The organism is Caulobacter sp. DWR1-3-2b1 (assembly GCF_049895765.1).
Lineage (GTDB): Bacteria > Pseudomonadota > Alphaproteobacteria > Caulobacterales > Caulobacteraceae > Caulobacter.
The window spans coordinates 110,505-126,827 of the sequence record NZ_JAFCSZ010000004.1 but is presented as its reverse complement, the minus strand read 5'-3'; the positions used below and the strand labels follow the sequence as shown (position 1 = coordinate 126,827).

Annotated in this window: 16 protein-coding genes; 13 read left to right on the top strand and 3 right to left on the bottom strand. The window is 65.5% G+C overall.

Annotated elements, in window-relative coordinates:
* Positions 1-4: 4 nt before the first annotated feature.
* The 12 genes from ACP69S_RS05750 to ACP69S_RS05695 all read left to right on the top strand — a co-directional run bounded on the left by ACP69S_RS05750 (position 5) and on the right by ACP69S_RS05695 (position 12,166).
* The gene (locus ACP69S_RS05750; RefSeq protein ID WP_425995612.1) at positions 5-742 is read left to right on the top strand and encodes a flagellar hook assembly protein FlgD; all 738 of its coding nucleotides are present in this window, start codon (positions 5-7) and stop codon (positions 740-742) included.
* A gap of 135 nt (positions 743-877) precedes the next feature.
* Complete coding sequence (gene flgE, locus ACP69S_RS05745) at positions 878-2,584, top strand: flagellar hook protein FlgE (protein WP_425995611.1); 1,707 nt, start codon at positions 878-880, stop codon at positions 2,582-2,584.
* Positions 2,585-2,753: 169 nt separating this feature from the next.
* Entirely contained in the window at positions 2,754-3,035 is a 282-nt protein-coding gene (locus tag ACP69S_RS05740; protein ID WP_425995610.1) for a DUF1153 domain-containing protein, read from the top strand.
* A 246-nt stretch (positions 3,036-3,281) separates the two neighbouring features.
* A complete protein-coding gene (gene fliF, locus ACP69S_RS05735) occupies positions 3,282-4,931 on the top strand; it encodes a flagellar basal-body MS-ring/collar protein FliF (protein WP_425995609.1) in 1,650 nt (549 codons plus the stop codon).
* The gene (fliG, locus tag ACP69S_RS05730) at positions 4,931-5,953 is read left to right on the top strand and encodes a flagellar motor switch protein FliG (protein WP_425995608.1); all 1,023 of its coding nucleotides are present in this window, start codon (positions 4,931-4,933) and stop codon (positions 5,951-5,953) included. Before fliF ends, fliG begins: the two co-directional genes overlap by 1 nt.
* 13 nt (positions 5,954-5,966) lie before the next feature.
* A complete protein-coding gene (locus ACP69S_RS05725) occupies positions 5,967-6,617 on the top strand; it encodes a flagellar assembly protein FliH (protein WP_425995607.1) in 651 nt (216 codons plus the stop codon).
* A gap of 5 nt (positions 6,618-6,622) precedes the next feature.
* On the top strand, positions 6,623-6,958 hold the full coding sequence (fliN, locus tag ACP69S_RS05720) for a flagellar motor switch protein FliN (protein ID WP_425995606.1): 336 nt from the start codon (positions 6,623-6,625) through the stop codon (positions 6,956-6,958).
* 27 nt (positions 6,959-6,985) lie between these two features.
* A complete protein-coding gene (locus ACP69S_RS05715; RefSeq protein WP_425995605.1) occupies positions 6,986-8,359 on the top strand; it encodes a sigma-54 interaction domain-containing protein in 1,374 nt (457 codons plus the stop codon).
* A gap of 125 nt (positions 8,360-8,484) precedes the next feature.
* Positions 8,485-10,587, top strand: a complete 2,103-nt coding sequence (gene flhA, locus ACP69S_RS05710; RefSeq protein ID WP_425995604.1) for a flagellar biosynthesis protein FlhA — start codon at positions 8,485-8,487, stop codon at positions 10,585-10,587.
* 117 nt (positions 10,588-10,704) lie between these two features.
* Complete coding sequence (locus ACP69S_RS05705; RefSeq protein WP_425995603.1) at positions 10,705-11,208, top strand: hypothetical protein; 504 nt, start codon at positions 10,705-10,707, stop codon at positions 11,206-11,208.
* Positions 11,209-11,317: 109 nt separating this feature from the next.
* Positions 11,318-11,698, top strand: a complete 381-nt coding sequence (locus ACP69S_RS05700) for a DUF4282 domain-containing protein (RefSeq protein ID WP_425995602.1) — start codon at positions 11,318-11,320, stop codon at positions 11,696-11,698.
* A gap of 249 nt (positions 11,699-11,947) precedes the next feature.
* Entirely contained in the window at positions 11,948-12,166 is a 219-nt protein-coding gene (locus ACP69S_RS05695; protein WP_425995601.1) for a hypothetical protein, read from the top strand.
* A 242-nt stretch (positions 12,167-12,408) separates the two neighbouring features.
* On the opposite strand, the gene ACP69S_RS05690 is transcribed toward ACP69S_RS05695, so the two are convergent.
* The 3 genes from ACP69S_RS05690 to ACP69S_RS05680 are packed head-to-tail and all read right to left on the bottom strand — an operon-like array spanning position 12,409 to position 15,209.
* A complete protein-coding gene (locus tag ACP69S_RS05690) occupies positions 12,409-12,828 on the bottom strand; it encodes a flagellar export protein FliJ (RefSeq protein ID WP_425995600.1) in 420 nt (139 codons plus the stop codon).
* The gene (gene fliI, locus ACP69S_RS05685; RefSeq protein WP_425995599.1) at positions 12,825-14,162 is read right to left on the bottom strand and encodes a flagellar protein export ATPase FliI; all 1,338 of its coding nucleotides are present in this window, start codon (positions 14,160-14,162) and stop codon (positions 12,825-12,827) included. Before fliI ends, ACP69S_RS05690 begins: the two co-directional genes overlap by 4 nt.
* Before the next feature lie 57 nt (positions 14,163-14,219).
* Positions 14,220-15,209, bottom strand: a complete 990-nt coding sequence (locus ACP69S_RS05680; RefSeq protein WP_425995598.1) for an alpha/beta hydrolase family protein — start codon at positions 15,207-15,209, stop codon at positions 14,220-14,222.
* Positions 15,210-15,330: 121 nt separating this feature from the next.
* Here ACP69S_RS05680 and ACP69S_RS05675 point away from each other — a divergent pair, with 121 nt between their 5' ends.
* Positions 15,331-16,107: a LytTR family DNA-binding domain-containing protein gene (locus tag ACP69S_RS05675; protein ID WP_425995597.1), complete on the top strand. Its 777-nt coding sequence runs from the start codon at positions 15,331-15,333 to the stop codon at positions 16,105-16,107.
* Positions 16,108-16,323: the final 216 nt, after the last annotated feature.

Genomic DNA, 16,323 nt, shown 5'->3' with positions numbered 1-16,323 from the left:
CGACATGAGCACTGCCGCAGTTTCGGGCTCCAACGCCACGCTCGACAAGATCAACAACTCGCGCAACACCCTGGCCAGCAGCAAGGAGACGTTCCTGAAGCTGCTGACCACCCAGATGAAGAACCAGGATCCGTTGTCGCCAATGGATTCCAACGCCTTCACGGGCCAGATCGTCCAGATGACCGGCGTCGAGCAGCAGCTGGTCACCAACGACCTGCTGGCCGCCCTGGTCGGCATGAACGACGGCGGCATGACCGAAGCCGTCAACATGATGGACAAGCTGGCCACGGTCGAAACCGACAAGGCTGTTCTCAAGAACGGCGAGGCCAGCTGGTCCTACGAACAGAGCCGCGCCGCCATGAGCGTAAAGATCGAGGTCCTCGACAAGTTCGGCAAGACCATCAAGACGATCCTGCCCCAGGACATGGCCAAAGGCGACCACACCATCGAGTGGAACGGCAAGAGCGAGGACGGAAACGTCCAGCCCGCCGGCGGCGCCTATACGTTGAGGATCACCGCCCTCGACAGCGAAGGCAGCAAGATCCCCGCGACGGCCAAAGGCCGTGTCGAGGGCATCGTCACCGCCATCACCAATGAGGACGGCCAGAATATGGTGACCATCGGGGGCACGAAGTACCCGATCGACTCCGTGATCGGCGTCACCAACGCTCCGGCTCCGGCTCCGGCTCCGGCTCCGACGGCCAGCACGACCACCACTCCCACGACGGCGGCCGCAGCCTAACCCGTCACCACCCGATGAACCGGGCGTCAGAATGACGCCGACGCGGCTCTCCTTCGGAAATGATTTTCCGGCGAGCCCAAACGCAAACCGCGCTGAACCCTACAGTCATTTGACATTCAACGCAGGAATTCCGTCATGAGCATCAACAGCGCCATGCTTTCGGGCGTCTCGGGCCTGATCGCCAACTCCTCCGCCCTGGCCGCGATCTCGGACAACATCGCCAACGTCAACACGGTTGGCTACAAGCGCTCGACCGCCAACTTCTCGACGCTAGTCACCTCGCAGAGCAAGAACGCGACCTATAGCGCGGGCGGCGTCAAAGCCCTGACCCACCAGTTCATAACGCAGCAGGGTCTTACCCAGTCATCGACGTCGAACCTCGACCTGTCGATTTCTGGCGCGGGCTTCTTCGTCGGCACCGAAAAGCCGGAAGGCCTGACCGCCACCGACACCCGCTCGTTCACCCGCGCCGGGTCGTTCCAGCTGGACAATCTGGGCTACCTGAAGAACGACGCCGGCCTCTATCTGCAGGGCTGGCTGGCCGATCCGGTGACCGGCGACATCACGCCCGACCCGTCAGACCTGACCCAGCTGGACTCGATCAATGTCGGCACCGTCGGCGGCACGGCCGAGAAGACCACCCGCGCGGCCGTCAACGCCAACCTGCGCTCGGAACAGCCGATTTCGCCCCAGTCCAAGGTCGTCCTGAACAAGCCGACCGTCGTTGACAGCGCCGCGGCGACCGCCAGCTACAGCGTCGCCTATGCTGCCACCGGCACCGACGGCACGTATGATGTCGAAATCCGCAAGGCTGGCGTGCTCGTCGCCTCCGGACAGAACGTCTATGACACCACCACCGGCGCCTTCATCAGCAGCAGCCTGCCCGGCACCATGCCAAACGTCCAAACCAGCGGCACGGGCGCGGCCACGCCGACCGTGACGCTCACTGCCTTCGGCATGAATAACGATACCGAAGTCATCGCCGGCAACATCTACGATGCCGGCAACAACTCCATGGCCGACTACGCTCTTGACCCACTCACGGGCGTCAAGCCGGACTTCGAGATCCAGATCCCGGTCTCGGACTCCAAGGGTGGTCAGCGCACGGTCACCCTGTCGCTGCTGAAGGGCAACGGTCCCAACGAATGGTTCGCTGAAATCCGCGCCAAGCCCGGCGATCTCGACAACTACCCCAACGGCCAGATCAGCTCCGGCAAGGTGACCTTCACCACCGATGGCAAGCTGTCCAGCGTCGGCAACCTGTTTGGTGGGACCAACCCGACCTCGATCGCTATCGGCGCGTCGGATCCGACCTATGTGTTCGTGCCGACCGTTCCTCCGACCCCCGAGCCGCCGCGCTGGGCCGACGGTCTGGGCATCGACTCCCAGAGCATCCAGATCGACCTGGCCAACGCGGCCGGCGGCCTGACGCAGTTCAACAGCCAGTCGGTCGTCCAGTCGGTCAACACCAACGGCACGGCCTTCGGCAACCTGACCAATATCGAAGTCGATGACGAGGGCTATGTCTCGGCCATCTTCGACAACGGCGTGACCCGCCGGATCGCCCAGGTGGCCGTGGCGACCTTCTCGAACGCAAACGGCCTGAAGGGCGTCAACGGCAACGCTTACCGCGTGACCAACGAGAGCGGCACCTACAGCCTAAAGACTCCAGGGCAGGGCGGCGCCGGTGTTATCGCGCCTTCGACCCTCGAAGCCTCGACCGTCGACCTGTCGACTGAGTTCACGGGCCTGATCACGACGCAGCGAGCCTATTCCGCCTCGGCCAAGATCATCACTACAGCTGACCAGATGCTTGAGGAACTCTTGAGCATTAAGCGATAGTTATAGGTATTAACCCGATTTAATAGCGGTGTTCCACATCGGCACACTAAAGACTACACGGATCAGTCGCGTGTTTAGGCCTTTCTTTACTATTGGAATTAAGCCGCTGTTATTGGCTGGCGCCTATGGTGGCCTTCAACAGTGATGGTTGTGGGAAAGGCGTAAAGCCATGTTGCAGCAGCAGCGCACGAACAGCCGGGGTGAGAAGTACGTTATCGGTCCGACCGGTGCGCCTCTAACTCTCTCCGACTTGCCGCCTCCGGAAACCCAGCGTTGGGTGATCCGGCGTAAAGCCGAAGTGGTCGCCGCCGTTCGCGGTGGTCTGCTCTCGCTCGACGAGGCTTGCGATCGATACAGGCTTACCAACGAGGAATTCCTCAATTGGCAGCAATCGATCGACAAGCATGGTCTGGCGGGTCTTCGGACCACGCGGCTCCAGCAATACCGCTAAGCAGCGGGCTTGAAAGATATGGGTTTTCGACCGTTCGCGGTTGAAAGGCCGCTCTGGAACGTTCAGCGGCCGCGCCCTTCCCGGGGCGCGGCCGCGACGTTTTGGCGCTTTCGTAAGCGTCTTGGCGGCCCAAATATAAACGCCTCGTTTACCTTGAACTGGGTAAATCCTGCCTAGCGTCGGAAGCCTCACCGCAACCGACGCTATTGTCCCCCGTCGGGGGGCTTTCTGGGGGATGGGCCTTAAGTGGATAGGTTTCTGAGCGCGATACAGAGGTTCGGCGTCGGCCGGCTCGCCGCCCTGATCGGCGTCGGCGCTGGCGTTGTCGCGATCCTTGTCGCTCTGATCATGTTCCTGGGCAAAGAGCCGACCGAGCTCCTGTATTCCAACCTCGACCTGAAGGAAGCTTCGGAAGTCACCCAGGCCCTGGATCAGGCCGGCGTGAAGTACGAGACCAAGGGCGACGGCTCGACCATCATGGTGGCCCGCGACAAGGTCGCCTCGGCCCGCCTGCTGGTCGCCGGCAAGGGCCTCGTGACCTCCGGCTCCATCGGCTACGAAATCTTCGACAGCAGCAACGCTCTTGGCCAGACCGACTTCGTCCAGCAGTTGAACCGCCAGCGCGCCCTGCAGGGCGAGCTGGAGCGGACCATCAAGGGCTGGCAGGGCGTCAACAGCGTCCGCGTTCACCTGGTTCTGCCCAAGCGCCAGATCTTCGAGGAAGACGCCGAGCAACCCTCGGCCGCCGTCACCATCGGCACGGGCGGTCGCGAACCGTCAGCCGAGATGGTCCGCGCCGTCCAGAACCTGGTGGGCGGCTCGGTCGCCGGCATGAAGCCGGAAAAGGTCAATGTCATCGACCAGCACGGCAAGACCCTGTCGGCCGCCACCGACGAGAGCCTGGCGGGCCAACTGGCCCAGGACCGCAAGACCGAGGCCGAGGCCCGCATCGCCAAGACCGTCAAGGACATGCTTGAAGGCGTCCTTGGGCCGGGCAAGGCGCGGGTCAACGTCACCGCCGAACTCGACCTGAACCGGGTCACCGTCCAGGAAGAAAAGTTCGATCCCGATGGCCAGGTGATCCGCTCGGAAAGCGTCAACGAAGCCAACACCAGCGAAACCAAGAACGACGAAAACGGCGGCGTCACCGCGACCCAGAACATTCCCGGCGCAAACGGCGCCAACGGCTTCCAGCAACTGGGCTCGCGCTCGGGCAACAACGAGAGCGTCACCAACTACGAGATCTCCAAGTCGGTCCGCACCGAAGTGACCGAGCCGGGCGCCCTCAAGAAAGTCGCTGTGGCCGTGGCCATCGACGGCGTCACCGCCCCGGCCGGCAAGGACGGGAAGCCCGGCGCCTATACGCCTCGCACCGAGCAGGAGCGCGCCCAGTTGGAAGAGCTGGTCAAGACCGCTATCGGCTTCGACGGCCAGCGCGGCGACCAGGTGAAGGTGACCAATATCCGCTTCCCGCAGCCCGAAGATCAGGCCCTGGGCAAGTCCGGCCTGCTGGCGGCCTTCGACAAAAACGACATCATGCGCATCGCCGAACTGGGCGTGCTGGCCATCGTCGCCATCCTGATCCTGCTGTTTGCTGTCCGCCCGTTCTTGAAGAACATGATGTCGCCCGCGCCGGCCCAAGGGGCTCTGGGCGCCCCGCAGGTGACCCGCATGGTCACCCTGTCGGACGGTTCGACCCAGGAGGTCGTTATCGATCGGTCGGGCGAGCCGATCGCCATCGCAGGGCCCGGCGCCGACATCGACCAGCGCATCGACATCGCCAAGATCGAGGGCCAGGTGAAGGCTTCGTCGATCAAGCGGGTGTCGGAGTTCGTCGACAAGCATCCTGACGAGTCGGTCGCCATCCTGCGCACCTGGCTGCACGAGTCGACCTGATGGCCATGAAAGCGTCCATCAACGACGTCAGCAAGCTGGCCGGTCCGGAAAAGGCCGCCATCGTCTTGCTGTCGCTTGGCGAGGATCACACCCGCATCTGGGAAGCCCTGGACGACGAGGAGATCAAGGAAGTCTCCCAGGCCATGGCCGGCCTGGGCACGGTCTCCGCCAGCGTGGTGGAAGAGCTGCTGGTCGAGTTCGTCTCGGGCATGAGCGCGACCGGCGCGATCATGGGCTCCTACGAGCAGACCCAACGCCTTCTGAACTCCTTCATGGCGCCTGAAAAGGTGGACGCCCTGATGGAAGAGATCCGCGGTCCCGCGGGTCGCACCATGTGGGACAAGCTGGGCAATGTGAACGAGGCGGTGCTCGCCAACTATCTGAAGAACGAATACCCCCAGACCGTCGCCGTCGTGCTGTCCAAGGTGAAGTCCGACCACGCCGCCCGCGTGCTGGCCTCCCTGCCGGAAGACTTCGCCCTGGAATGCGTCACCCGCATGCTGCGGATGGAGCCGGTGCAGCGCGAAATCCTCGACAAGATCGAACAGACCCTGCGCACCGAATTCATGTCGAACCTGGCGCGCACGTCCAAGCGCGACAGCCACGAGATGATGGCCGAAATCTTCAACAACTTCGACCGCCAGACCGAGGCCCGCTTCATCGCGGCCCTGGAAGAGCGCAACCGCGAAGCGGCCGAGCGCATCCGCGCCCTGATGTTCGTGTTCGAAGACCTGTCCAAGCTAGATCCGGGCGGCGTCCAGACCCTGCTGCGCGCCACCGCCAAGGAACAGTTGGCCCTGGCCCTGAAGGGCGCCTCGGACAAGCTGCGCGAGATGTTCTTCTCCAACATGTCGGAACGCGCCGCCAAGATCATGCGCGAAGACATGGAAAGCATGGGTCCGGTGCGTCTGAAGGACGTCGACCAGGCCCAGGTCGCCATGGTCCAGGTCGCCAAGGATCTGGCCGCAAAAGGTGAAATCATGCTGGCCGGTTCGGGCAGCGACGACGAGCTGATCTACTGAGGAGGATGGCAAAATGACCGACATCCCCCATAAGCGCTTCGGCTTCGACACCGTCTTCGACAGCCAAGGCGGCATGCGCGAGCCTCCGCCCCGCCCCAAGCGCGCCTTCACTCCCGAAGAAGTCGAGGCCGCCCGCGCGGAAGGCCATGCCCAGGGCGAGCGCTCTGCCATCGCCCGCGCCGAACAGCACGCCGCCAACGCCCTGGCCGATATTGCCCGCGCCGTGCAGGAGGCCTTCTCGACTCTGACCGCCGTGGCTCACGAGCACCGTTCGGGCTCGGCCATCCTGGCCCTGGCCGCCGGCCGCAAGATCGCCGACGCCGCCCTCGAGCGCTTCCCCGAAGCGCCCGCCAGCGCGGCCCTGGTGGCCTTGGCGCGCGAAGTCGAGGCCCAGCCGCGCATCACCGTGCGGGTGTCCCAGGATCTGGTCGAGCGCACCCAGGCGGCGCTCGAAGAGACCGCTCACGCCATCGGCTTTCCCGGCCAGATCGTGGTCCGCGCCGACCCTCACATGCCGCCCGCAGCCTTCACCTTCGACTGGGGTGAAGGCCGGGCGTCCTTCGATCCCGACGAGGCGACCCGCCGCGTCTCCGAAGCCCTCGAGGCGGCCATCGCCGCCGAGGGCCTCCACGCCGAACCCCTGCTTCCCGCTAGCGAAAGCTGACCGCCATGTCCGAAGAAAATCTCACGCTCGACGAATTCGGAGGCCAGATGCTGGCCTCGGAGATGCCCGTCGAAATGAGCGACAAGATCGCCTCCGACCTGGCGACGGTGTTCGACGTTCCCGTCAATATCTCGGCCGTCCTTGGGCGCGCCCACATGTCCGTCGCCCAGCTGCTGCAACTGACCCAGGGCAGCATCCTCGAGCTGGACCGCAAGGTCGGCGAGGCGATCGACATCTATGTGAACAACCGGCTGGTGGCCCGGGGCGAGGTCGTCGTCGTCGACGAACGCCTTGGCGTGACCATGACGGAAATCATCAAGGACGGCGACGCGGCGGGCTGAGCCTGACGCGTCAAGGAGGACAAGATCATGCGGCTTCTCGTCGTTGGTAAACTGAACGGACAGCTCTCCGTCGCCGTGAAGATGGCGATGAACACGGGCGCCAAGGTCTCGCACGTCGAAACCATCGAGCAGGCGACCCACGCCCTGCGCGCAGGGCAGGGCGCCGACCTCTTGATGGTCGACTACTCGCTGGACATCGCGGGCCTGATCGCGGCCAACGAGTCCGAGCGCATCCGGGTGCCGGTGGTGGCCTGCGGGGTCGACGCCGATCCCATGCGCGCCGCCGCCGCGATCAAGGCCGGGGCCAAGGAATTCATCCCCCTGCCGCCGGATGCCGAGCTGATCGCCGCTGTCCTGGCCGCCGTCACCGACGACGAGCGCCCGATGATCGTTCGCGATCCGTCGATGGAAAGCGTCATCCGCTTGGCCGACCAGGTCGCCCCGTCCGACGCCTCGATCCTGATCACCGGCGAAAGCGGCTCGGGCAAGGAGGTGATGGCCCGTTACCTCCACGGCAAGTCGCGCCGCGCCAAGGCGCCGTTCATCAGCGTCAACTGCGCGGCCATCCCCGAGAACCTGCTGGAAAGCGAGCTGTTCGGCCACGAGAAGGGCTCCTTCACCGGCGCCATGGCGCGTCGCATCGGTAAGTTCGAGGAAGCCAACGGCGGCACCCTGCTGCTGGACGAAATCAGCGAGATGGACACCCGCCTGCAGGCCAAGCTACTGCGCGCCATCCAGGAGCGCGAGATCGACCGCGTCGGCGGCTCCAAGCCGGTCAAGGTGGACATCCGCATCCTCGCCACGTCCAACCGTGACCTGACCCAGGCCGTGAAGGACGGGACGTTCCGCGAAGACCTGCTCTATCGCCTCAATGTCGTGAACCTGCGCCTGCCGCCCCTGCGCGAGCGCCCGGCCGACGTGATGAGCCTCTGCGAGTTCTTCATCAAGAAGTACTCGGCGGCCAATGGCGTGGCGGAAAAGCCGATTTCGGCCGAGGCCAAGCGCCGCCTGATCGGCCATCGCTGGCCCGGCAACGTCCGCGAACTGGAAAACGCCATGCACCGCGCGGTGCTGCTGTCGCCCGGCGCCGAGATCGAGGAATTCGCCATCCGCCTGCCGGACGGCCAGCCAATGGCTCCCAATCCTGGCGCCGCGGTCGCCCGCGGGGCCCAGATCGCCGCCGACGCCGTCTCTCGCGCCTTCGTCGGCTCGACGGTGGCCGAGGTCGAGCAGCACCTGATCATCGACACCCTGGAACACTGCCTGGGCAACCGCACCCACGCGGCTAACATCCTGGGCATCTCGATCCGGACCCTGCGCAACAAGCTCAAGGAATACGGCGACGCCGGCGTTTCGGTGCCGCCGCCCCAGGGCGGCATGGGCTCCTCCGCCGCCGCCTGAGACCACGCTTGGCGCCGCGACCATCGGTCCGGCGCCAGACATGGCTAATTTGAATTAAGGAATTGGCGACCCCGCGCAAATCGCTTCAAGCGCGAGGGAGACCAGGAACAGGATCCAGGCTCTGAATGGCTGACGCCGCCCTGCCCAAGACCAGCACCTCGATGCCTAGCGCCAGCTCGCTGTGGGCGGGGATTCTGCGCGGCGAAATGGGCCTGGCGGTCGGCGTTGTCGGCATTATCGTCCTGCTGATCCTGCCGGTCCCGCCGATGTTGCTGGACCTGCTGCTGGCGGTCTCGCTGACGGGCTCGGTCCTGATCCTGATGACGGCGGTGCTGATCAAGAAGCCGCTGGAATTCACCTCTTTCCCGACGGTTCTGCTGGTGGCGACCCTGTATCGCCTGGGCCTGAACATCGCCTCCACGCGCCTGATCCTGGGCCATGGCCACGAAGGCCCGCACGGCGCCGGCGCGGTCATCGAGGCGTTCGGCAACCTGATGATGCAGGGCAATTTCGTCATCGGGGTGATCGTCTTCATCATCCTGGTGGTGGTAAACTTCATGGTTGTAACCAAGGGTTCGGGCCGGATCGCCGAAGTCGCGGCCCGCTTCACCCTGGACGCCATGCCCGGCAAGCAGATGGCCATCGACGCCGACCTGTCGACCGGCTTGATCGACCAGGACACCGCCAAGCAGCGCCGCAAGGATCTGGAGCAGGAAAGCACCTTCTTCGGAGCCATGGACGGCGCCAGCAAGTTCGTGAAGGGCGACGCGGTCGCCGGCCTGATCATCACCGGCATCAATATCGTCGGCGGCATCCTGATCGGGGTTCTCCAGCACAAGATCCCGATCGGCGAGGCCTCGGCCACCTATACGCTGATGACCATCGGCGACGGCCTGGTCAGCCAGATCCCGGCCCTGATCATCTCGATCGCGGCCGGCATGGTCGTGTCCAAGGCCGGCGTCGAGGGCTCAGCCAACGCCGCCCTGACCAAGCAGCTGTCGATGAACCCCGTCGCTCTGGGCATGGTCTCGGCGTCATCGGGCGTCATGGCGCTGATCCCGGGCATGCCCATCCTGCCGTTCGCGGCCCTATCGCTGGGCGCGGGCTTCCTGGCCTATCGCCGCGCGATGACCGCCAAGCTGCCGCAGCCGATCGATCCCGAGCTGGCGGAAGCGGCCGCCAGTGAGCCGGAAGAAGAGCCGATCAGCGCCTCGCTGGCCATCGACGACGTCAAAATCGAGCTGGGCTACGGCCTGCTGACTCTGATCAACGACCTGGACGGCCGTCGCCTGACCGACCAGATCCGCGCCCTTCGCAAGACGCTCGCCACCGAGTTCGGCTTCGTGATGCCGCCGGTGCGCATTCTCGACAACATGCGCCTGGCCAACCAAGGCTATGCGATCCGCATCAAGGAGATGGAGGCCGGGGCCGGCGAGGTTCGCCTGGGTATGTTGATGGCTATGGACCCGCGCGGCGGCCAGGTCGAGCTGCCCGGCGAGCACGTGCGCGAGCCGGCCTTTGGCCTGCCCGCCACCTGGGTCGCCGACGACCTGCGCGAGGAAGCCACCTTCCGGGGCTACACCATCGTCGATCCGGCCACCGTGCTGACCACGCACCTGACCGAGATCCTGAAAGAAAACATGGCCGACCTGCTTTCCTATTCGGAAGTGCAGAAGCTGTTGAAGGACCTGCCCGAGGGCCAGAAGAAGCTGGTCGACGACCTGATCCCGAGTGTCGCCACCGCCACCACGGTGCAGCGCGTGCTGCAGGCCCTGCTCAAGGAGCGCGTCTCGATCCGCGACCTGCCGCAGATCCTGGAAGGCATCGGCGAGGCCGCGCCGCATACGAGCTCCGTCACCCAGCTGGTCGAGCAGGTCCGCGCCCGTCTGGCCCGTCAGCTGTGCTGGGCCAATCGCGGCGACGACGGCGCCCTGCCGATCATCACCCTGTCGGCCGAGTGGGAGCAGGCCTTCGCTGAAGCCCTGGTCGGTCCCGGCGACGACAAGCAGCTGGCCCTGGCCCCCTCGCGCCTGCAGGAGTTCATCCGCGGCGTCCGCGAAGCCTTCGAGCGCGCCGCTTTGCAAGGCGAGGCCGCCGTCCTGCTCACCAGCCCCGGCGTGCGCCCCTATGTGCGTTCGATCATCGAGCGCTTCCGGGGCCAGACGGTGGTGATGAGCCAGAACGAGATCCACCCGCGCGCCCGTCTGAAGACCGTGGGCATGGTCTGACGGCTCGCCGCCCGACTGTCGCAACAACCTGAAGTGTCGGCTACCGGTCGGAACCGCCCCCGCGCGACGACGTTAGTTTCCCAGGGTAGGGGCTGACGACACCGACGGAGCCTTCACATGAACAGCAACAGAATCGCTTTTTTCGCCGCCGCCGCAACCCTGACCTTCGCCGGGGCGGCTTTCGCGCAAACCACTCTGACCCCCGGTCAGCAAGTTCCGCAAACCGCTTCGCCCATGGCCACACCGACCGCGCCGATGACGACCCCGGTTCCGCCGGCTGAAGCATCGACCACCACCACCACGACGACCTCGGCGCCGGCGGCCACGGCGACCACGCCACCCGCCGCGCCCAATGCCGACACCGGCGCCGCACCCGCCTCGGCGGTCGTCGCCAGCGACTTCAAGGTCGGCTCGGAAGTCATGGATCCGGCCGGCCTGAGCATCGGCACGATTTCCGGCACCAGCGCCGCCGCCGACGGCTCGGTCAATGTGGTGATCACCCATGGCGCGGTGAAGTTCGCCCTGCCCAGCGCCAGCCTGTCTTCCAAAGCCGGCGTGCTGAGCACCACCGCCACCAAGGCCCAGATCGACGCCACCCTGGCGGGCGCCAAGCCCCGGTAACGACTTCATTCCTTTGAAAGCTGTGGCCCGCTCGGCATTGCCGAGCGGGCTTCGCGCTGCTAGCGATGCGCCAAGGCGGCGGTTTTTTCGCCGATTTGGGTATGTTCGTATGCCTCCGGCCAAGAAGACAAAATCCAGCGGCGCCCTGTTCTGGGACCTCCTGACCTTCGACCGGCTCGTGACGGGCCCGGTGATTCACCTGATCTATTGGGCCGGCCTGGGCGTCGTAGCCCTGTTCGGCTTTTCGGTGGTCGGCGCGGCCGTCGGCCTGGCGCTGAAGGAGCCCGGCATCGGCTCGCTCCTTCTGGCCTTCCCAGTGCTGATCGCGGGCCTGCTGGTCGCCGGCGCCATGGTGCTGCTGTGGCGCGCCTTCTGCGAATTCTACGTGGCGATCTTCCGGATCAGCGAAGACCTGCGCGCCCTGCGCCAAACCAGCGACGCCGATCACGCCGCGATCCGTCCCCGCCCGCCGGCGCCTCGGCAGGACTGAGCCAGACCAGATCTCCGTCATCACGCCCTGAAACGGCGGGGATAAACCGGCGCTGGCAAGTGCCGCCGGCGAGAGCGGACCTGCTGATCGTCTGTTCAGGGTGGATCGCCGCTCCCCGCCACGTTGGCCATGACTGTGGCTGTCGTCCCAAGATACGCTTGGCGACATGACATTTGTCACGTGCGTAACGTGACGGGGAAGTAGATGGTGATATTGATCCACCCTGCCGCGCGAGCACTTGGAGCGAGCATGAAGCATCAACCGATCTGGCCAAATCCGAAGCCCTCCCTATTCAGCAAGCCCCGCCCTGAGATTGTCGCACTTGAGACGCGAAAAGCGGCTCAAGCGGCAGATTTATCGGAAAGGCGCAGCCGTTTTTTCAAGGATTCGGTTAATTACGTGAACGGGGTCGCGGTAGTTTGCGGCATGGGCGCCTTCGCCGCGATTTTTATGATTTTCGGTCGATGAGCCCTAAGAGCAATCAAAGCTCCTGAAAAGCCGCGAGACCTGAACCGATTGCAGTGAAACGCGCTGTCAGGTGTTGCGATGTTCAAGGGCCGCTATGGGTCGGGAGCGAAAATGGGCGACCTTGCCGAAAGCTGACCTTCAGATATCTACCGTCAGAAATTGTCGGTCCGGTGAACTTCCGCCCTTGCGGTGGCGATGACGGTTTAAGAGCGCATACGGATCAGGCTTTTCGGGAGCCGTGCCTACCGCCGGTACGTCCCGGTCCGGCGCAGGCCCAGTTCGTCCAGCTGGGCGGACTCATACTTGTCCATCTTCTTGGTCTGCAGGACCTTGGCCGCCTCGGCCACGTGCTCGTACTTCTTCAGCGCCTCGAAGGCGACGGACAGCGCATCGCGCGCGCCCTGTTCCTCGATCTGGCACTGCTCAATCTGCAGCATCATGTGGGCGCGCAGGCGCTTGGAGCCTTCGCGGTAGCTGGTCATCATCCAGGCTGTGTCGCTGCAGGCCTCGGCCAGCTTGGCTTCGGCTTCGGCTTCGGCGTCCAGCATGGCCACGCGCAGCTCGGCGGCCATCCGGCGCTCGACGACGTCGGCCAGTCGCTTCTGCAGGGTCTCGACCTCGTGGGTCGAGATGCGGATCAGGGAAGCGGCCCACTTGGTCATGCGTAGTCACTCTCGAGGATACTACCCAGGTGCGCGAAGGAATCGTCGAGGCTGGTGGCCTCGTCCTTGTCCTGGCTGAGGAACTCTTCGATCGCCGGATTGAGCCGAATGGCGCGGTCGACGATCGGATCGGCCCCGGCGCGATAGGCGCCGATGCGGATCAGCTCTTCCATGTTGGCGTAGGCGGCCATCACCTGGCGGGCGCCTTTGACGATCATGCGCTCGTGGTCGTACTGGCAGCCCGGCATGGTCCGGCTGATCGACTTCAGCACATTGATCGCCGGGAAGCGGCCGCGCTCGGCGATGGCCCGTTCCATGACGATGTGGCCGTCGAGAATACCGCGCGTGGCGTCGGCGATGGGCTCGTTGTGGTCGTCGCCGTCCACCAGCACGGTGAACAGGGCGGTGATCGGCGCGGCCGTGCTGCCGTCGGGGCGGATCGGTCCAGGTCCAGCCCGCTCAAGAAGTTTGGGCAGTTCTGTGAAGACGGTGGGCGTATAGCCCTTGGTGGTCGGCGGCTCGCCGGCGGCGAGGCCGATCTCGCGCTGGGCCATGGCGAAGCGCGTCACCGAGTCCATCAGGCAGAGCACTTCCAGGTCCTGGTCGCGCAGATATTCGCTGACCGCCAGGGTCATGTAGGCGGCCTGGCGCCGGGTCAGGGCGGGCTCGTCCGAGGTGGCGACCACGACGATGGCCCGCTTGAGGCCTTCCTCGCCGAGGGTCTCCTCGATGAACTCGCGCACCTCGCGGCCCCGTTCGCCGATCAGCCCGACCACGACGGCGTCGCAGGTGGCTTCCTTGGCGAGCATGGACAGCAGCACCGACTTGCCGACGCCCGAGCCGGCGAAGATGCCCAGGCGCTGGCCCCGGCAGGTGGTGGTGAAGACGTTCATCGACCGCACGCCCAGGTCCAGGCGCTCGCCGACCCGGCCGCGCGCGTGGGCGGGAGGGGGCGAGGTCTTGAGGGGGTAGGGCACTTCGCCCTGGGGCAGCGGGCCAAGCCCGTCGATGGGCTCGCCAAAGGCGTTGATGATCCGGCCAAGCCAGGCTTTGGTCGGGCGCACGGCGGCGCCTTCGGGCATGATGCGGATCTCGGCGCCGGGGGCCACGCCTTCGACGGGACCGAAGGGCATCAGCAGGGCGCGGGTTTCGCGGAAGCCGACGACCTCGGCCGGCAGGACCGGCAGGCCCAACCGGTCGATCTCGACCCGGGCCCCGACCGCCAGGCGCGTCAGACCGCCGCGAGCCTCGATCAGGAGGCCGTTCACGGCGGCGACGCGACCGGAAATGGTCAGCGGGTCGATACGTTCGATGGCGGCGATCAGGCTACGCAAATCGGTTCTCGATGGTGAGGTTCCATCCTCGACCTTCAGCGTTAACCAGCCATGAAATTAGGGATGTGTTAGGGCGAGCCTGGCGGTGAAAAACGCCGTGACCGCGGCATTGAAGGTGTGGTGGAACGCCGCACGGTCGAAGTCGGGATTGCTGGCGCACAGAACCGGCAGGTTCTTGCGCGCGTAGTCGTCGCACGGCGTCAGGAAGTCGAAGTGCCGAGCCTTGGCCACGACGTGATAGTCGACGCTGGCGGGCAGGGCGGCCTTGACGGCGCTGGCATGGAACGGATCGGGCAGGATCTCGTCATCGGCGGCGCGCCATAGCTGCACGGGCTGGGTGAGCGCCTTGAGGCTTTCGGCCTTGAAGGTATAGCCAAGCGCAGGAGCGGCCGAGACGACGGCGCGGATGCGGGGGTCGTGGGTCCACGGCGTGGTAAAGGCTTCAGCCCCCACGGGCGACCGCTTGACCATCTGGCACTCATAGTGGCTGGGATGGGCGCCGCACTGGGCTTCGATGCGCCGCAGGTCAGGTTCGCCACCGGCTGCGGCCAGCACGGTGAAGCCGCCCGACGAAAAGCCGAACGCGCCGACCCGCTTGGGGTCGAGGCGAGCATGCTCCGTCCAGTCGCCGAGCATGTAGTCGATCAGCACGTGCAGCTGGCGCGGTCGGTTGGCCATGTCGGTGGCGCGGCTCTGGTCCTTGTAATTGTCGCCGGTGTGGGTGAGGGCGGCGACCACGAAGCCGGCCTTGGCCAGGGTGATGGCGGTGTCGTAATGGCCGCCGAACCAGCCGCCATTGCCGTGCGACATCACCACAAGCGGCAGCTTCTGGCCCTGCAGCGGCGCGCCGTAGGCGACCTTGATATTGCCCATGCCCCGGGCCGGCGCCGTGGCCGGCGCATCGGTGGGGTACCAGACGCCCACCTCGATCGGCGGGCCTTGAGGATCAGGGACCTGGATCACCTGAAAGCCGGCATTGGGCTCTGCGGCGGCGGGTAGTGCGAAGGCGAGAAAGGCGAGGGCGAAGAGGGTCGGGGCGAACCGCATGGGCGATCTCCTGTTGTGATGACAGGGTCAGGCTTGATCGGTCTGGCCGGGGCTCGCCAGCGGGCTTGCGCGAATGGGCGAACGGGTTCGCGAAGCGGCGAACGGTGTTTATAGGACGATCATGAACAAGACCTCGCCATCGCTGCTGGGGACCGCCCGCGACTGGGCGATCGATCTGGCCGTGGCCACGGTAATCGGCCTGTTCTTTGGCCTGGTCGGCCCGTTTGGCAGTTTCATCAACGGGTCGGCGGCTGTGCGCATCGCACACTGGGTGCTGTCGAGCTGGTGCGCGGTGCTTATCTTTGGCCTCGTCGCGCGCCTTGGCCTGGCCGCGGCCCAGCGGTGGCGAATACCGGCGGTGGTGACGCTGGGCGCGGGCCTGCTGATCGGCGCCGCGCCGTTGGCGGCCCTGGTAGCCCTCAGCGCGCGGAGCTTCTGGCCTGGCCTGACCGGTCTGAGCGCCTTGGACTGGTATGGTCAGTGCCTGATCATTTCGGCTCCGTCTCTGGCGGCCTATGTCGGCGTGCGCTGGGCTCTGACCCGCAACCAGGGCAAGGTCGTCGCGCCCACGCTCTCTGTCCTCGAACCGGCGCCTTCGGCTGCGGCCACTCTGGACGAGGTGCTGTGCCTGCGGATGGAGGATCACTATGTCCGGATCCATTCTGCTGTCGGTTCACGCCTCGTCGCCGGTCCGTTCGAACGGGTGATCGCCAGCCTCGGTGACCGGGAAGGCATGCGCATCCATCGCTCCTGGTGGGTGGCAAGGTCGGCCGTGGTCGGGGTCAGGGCCGATGGCCGCAACCTCAAGCTCGAGCTTTCCAACGGCCTCCAGGCGCCGGTTTCGCGCGCGTCCGTGGCCAAGCTTCGACAGGTTGGCTGGCTGCCGTCGGAATCTTGAATTTTTCAGTCCGCGGCGCGCTGTCGCGGCCAGAAGCTTGGCCTTTCGCGGGGCCGTCGAAAAGCCGTCTAAAATCCCAGCGACAGAACGCCGCAATCGCGCCGCAATGCGACCGCTCCAGCGCAGGGCGGCGGCGGAAGGCGCAGGACTCCAGAACCGTGAAGGGGCTGGGTTTTGGCGATTTCGCGGGGAGGGAGAATCCGCTTTGGGGGGATT

Coding starts and splice junctions, on each gene's coding strand:
- ACP69S_RS05750 (WP_425995612.1), top strand. CDS start 5: ATGAGCACTGCCGCAGTTTCGGGCTCCAACGCCACGCTCGACAAGATC.
- flgE (WP_425995611.1), top strand. CDS start 878: ATGAGCATCAACAGCGCCATGCTTTCGGGCGTCTCGGGCCTGATCGCC.
- ACP69S_RS05740 (WP_425995610.1), top strand. CDS start 2,754: ATGTTGCAGCAGCAGCGCACGAACAGCCGGGGTGAGAAGTACGTTATC.
- fliG (WP_425995608.1), top strand. CDS start 4,931: ATGGCCATGAAAGCGTCCATCAACGACGTCAGCAAGCTGGCCGGTCCG.
- ACP69S_RS05725 (WP_425995607.1), top strand. CDS start 5,967: ATGACCGACATCCCCCATAAGCGCTTCGGCTTCGACACCGTCTTCGAC.
- fliN (WP_425995606.1), top strand. CDS start 6,623: ATGTCCGAAGAAAATCTCACGCTCGACGAATTCGGAGGCCAGATGCTG.
- ACP69S_RS05715 (WP_425995605.1), top strand. CDS start 6,986: ATGCGGCTTCTCGTCGTTGGTAAACTGAACGGACAGCTCTCCGTCGCC.
- flhA (WP_425995604.1), top strand. CDS start 8,485: ATGGCTGACGCCGCCCTGCCCAAGACCAGCACCTCGATGCCTAGCGCC.
- ACP69S_RS05705 (WP_425995603.1), top strand. CDS start 10,705: ATGAACAGCAACAGAATCGCTTTTTTCGCCGCCGCCGCAACCCTGACC.
- ACP69S_RS05700 (WP_425995602.1), top strand. CDS start 11,318: ATGCCTCCGGCCAAGAAGACAAAATCCAGCGGCGCCCTGTTCTGGGAC.
- ACP69S_RS05695 (WP_425995601.1), top strand. CDS start 11,948: ATGAAGCATCAACCGATCTGGCCAAATCCGAAGCCCTCCCTATTCAGC.
- ACP69S_RS05690 (WP_425995600.1), bottom strand. CDS start 12,828: ATGACCAAGTGGGCCGCTTCCCTGATCCGCATCTCGACCCACGAGGTC.
- ACP69S_RS05680 (WP_425995598.1), bottom strand. CDS start 15,209: ATGCGGTTCGCCCCGACCCTCTTCGCCCTCGCCTTTCTCGCCTTCGCA.
- ACP69S_RS05675 (WP_425995597.1), top strand. CDS start 15,331: ATGAACAAGACCTCGCCATCGCTGCTGGGGACCGCCCGCGACTGGGCG.